Here is a 2,704-nt window from a genome sequence, read left to right as displayed (position 1 = left end):
GGCTACATCCGCTCGACGGGCCGCATGGCGATGGCGATTGCGCAGAACGGGCCCGGGGTGACGGGCTTTGTGACGGCGGTCAAGACGGCGTACTGGAACCACACGCCGATGCTTCTGGTGACGCCGCAGGCGGCGAACCGGACGATCGGGCAGGGCGGTTTCCAGGAGATGGAGCAGATGCGGCTGTTTGCCGATTGCGTCTGCTACCAGGAAGAGGTGCGCGATCCGACGCGGATCGCGGAGGTTTTGAACCGGGTGATCCTGAAGGCCTGGCACAGCTCGGCGCCGGCGCAGATCAACATCCCGCGCGATTTCTGGACGCAGGTTATCGACATCGAGCTGCCGCAGATCGTGCGCTTCGAGCGCCCGTCGGGAGGCGAGGAGGCGGTTGCGGAAGCGGCGCGGCTTTTGTCGCAGGCGCGCTTTCCGGTGATCCTGTCGGGAGCGGGCGTCGTACTTTCGGGCGCGATCGGGGATCTGGTGCAGCTTGCCGAGCGGCTGGATGCGCCGGTCTGCTCGAACTACCAGCACAATGACAGCTTCCCCGGCTCGCACCCTCTGGCGATGGGCCCGCTTGGCTATAACGGGTCGAAGGCGGCGATGGAGATCATCGCGCAGGCCGACGTGGTGCTGGCGCTGGGCACGCGGCTGAACCCGTTCTCGACGCTTCCGGGCTACGGGATGAGCTACTGGCCGCAGGATGCGCGGATCATCCAGGTGGACATCAACCCGGACCGGATCGGACTGACCAAGAAGGTGAGCGTGGGCATCGTGGGCGATGCGGGCAAGGTCGCACGGGGCATTCTGGGGCAGCTTGCGCCGCGTGCCGAGGGCGGGGATGGGCAGGCGCGGGCGCGCCGTGACCTCGTGGCCAAGGCCAAGTCGCGCTGGCTTCAGGAACTGTCGAGCCTGGACCACGAGGAGGACGATCCGGGCACGCAGTGGAACGCGGAGGCGCGCGAGCGCGACGGGGAACTGATGTCGCCGCGCCAGGCCTGGCGCACGATCCAGTCGGTTCTGCCGCGCGAGGCGATCATCTCGTCGGACATCGGCAACAACTGCGCGATCGGCAATGCCTATCCGACCTTCGAGGAAGGGCGCAAATACCTGGCGCCGGGCCTGTTCGGCCCGTGCGGCTACGGCTTCCCGTCGATCCTGGGGGCCAAGATCGGCAATCCAGACATGCCGGTGGTGGGCTTTGCGGGGGATGGGGCGTTCGGGATCTCGATGAACGAGATGACGGCCTGCGGCCGGGACAACTGGCCGGCGATCACCATGGTGATCTTCCGCAATTACCAATGGGGTGCCGAGAAGCGCAACACGACGCTCTGGTACGACAACAACTTCGTCGGGACGGAACTGGACCGTGGCACGTCCTATGCGGCGATCGCGCAGGCCTGCGGGGCGCGGGGGGTGCAGGTGCGTGACCGCGAGGGGCTGGGCGATGCGCTGCGCGAGGCGATCGAGCTGCAGATGAGCGCGGGCAAGACGACCTTCATCGAGGTTCTTTTGAACCAGGAACTGGGCGAGCCGTTCCGGCGCGATGCGATGAAGAAGCCTGTCGCGGTGGCCGGGATCGACCCGAACGACATGGTGCGGCAGGCGCGGTCTTGAGGGATCGCGAGGGGGCCGCGGGCGGCCCCGTGCGTCCCGGTGCAGGGAAAGGCAGGAAGATGAAGCCCACCACCATGTCGGCGCCGGCGGGCGGGGAGCGAATGGCAGCGCTGATGCGGGTTCTGCCGGGCTTTCTGGTCTGTGCGACGGTCGCGCTGGCCTCGCAGTTCCTGAGCGATCATTACGGGGCGCCGGCCATGCTGATGGCGCTCCTGATCGGGATCGCCTTCCACTTCCTGGCGGAAGAGGGCCGGGCGGTGCCGGGCATCGCCATGACCTCGCGCACGGTGCTGCGGATCGGCGTGGCGCTACTGGGCGTTCGCATGAGCGCGGAGCTTCTGATGACGATCGGCCCGGCGACGATCGGGCTGGTGGTGGCGGGGATCGCGGTGACGATCCTGTTCGGGCTGGCGCTTTCGCGGGTGCTGGGGCGCAGCTGGAGCCTTGCGCTGCTGACGGGCGGGTCGGTGGCGATCTGCGGCGCGTCGGCGGCCATGGCGATCGCCGCGGTTCTGCCGCGCAACGAGCATTCGGAGCGGGACCTGATCTTCACCATCATCGGGGTGACGGTCCTGTCGACGCTGGCGATGATCGTCTATCCGATCGTGGTGCGGCTTCTGGGGATGGACGACCATTCGGCCGGGATCTTCATTGGGGCGACGATCCACGACGTGGCGCAGGTGGTGGGCGCAGGCTTCTCCATCTCGCCCGAGGCGGGGGAGACGGCGACCCTGGTCAAGCTGATGCGGGTGACGATGCTGGCGCCGGTGGTGCTGGTCTTCGCCTTTGCGGCGCGGCGCACCGGCAGCGCGGATGCGGACGGCAAGCGGCCGCCGCTCATTCCCACCTTCGTCGTGGGCTTCATCGCGCTGGCGGTCGCCAACTCGCTGGGCCTGGTGCCGGCCGCCGTGGCCGAGGCGCTGGTCGCGCTGTCGCGCTGGGCGCTCCTCATGGGCATCGCCGCCGTCGGCATGAAGACGTCCCTCAAAAGCATCCGCGACGTGGGAACCGGAGCCATCCTCCTCATCGTCGCCGAAACCCTCTTCATCGCAAGCTTCATCGCAGCCGGAATGCACATCATCGGATAGGA

General features: G+C 67.8%; 2 protein-coding genes. Both read left to right on the top strand.

Annotated features, from left to right (window positions below):
* The coding region (xsc, locus tag AUL30_RS19125) for a sulfoacetaldehyde acetyltransferase (protein ID WP_062229510.1) at positions 1-1,614 on the top strand (1,614 nt) is incomplete at its 5' end.
* A 74-nt stretch (positions 1,615-1,688) separates the two neighbouring features.
* Positions 1,689-2,702 (top strand): YeiH family protein, encoded by a 1,014-nt coding sequence (locus AUL30_RS19120; protein WP_062229509.1) that lies wholly within the window; start codon positions 1,689-1,691, stop codon positions 2,700-2,702.
* Positions 2,703-2,704 lie beyond the last annotated feature (2 nt).

The organism is Aureimonas frigidaquae (assembly GCF_001463905.1).
GTDB lineage: Bacteria > Pseudomonadota > Alphaproteobacteria > Rhizobiales > Rhizobiaceae > Aureimonas > Aureimonas frigidaquae.
The sequence above is the reverse complement of the archived record's forward strand: the minus strand, read 5'-3'. Positions and strand labels throughout refer to the sequence as shown.

Excerpts from the sequence above, each read along its gene's own strand:
- AUL30_RS19120 (WP_062229509.1), top strand. The coding sequence starts at position 1,689 with ATGTCGGCGCCGGCGGGCGGGGAGCGAATGGCAGCGCTGATGCGGGTT.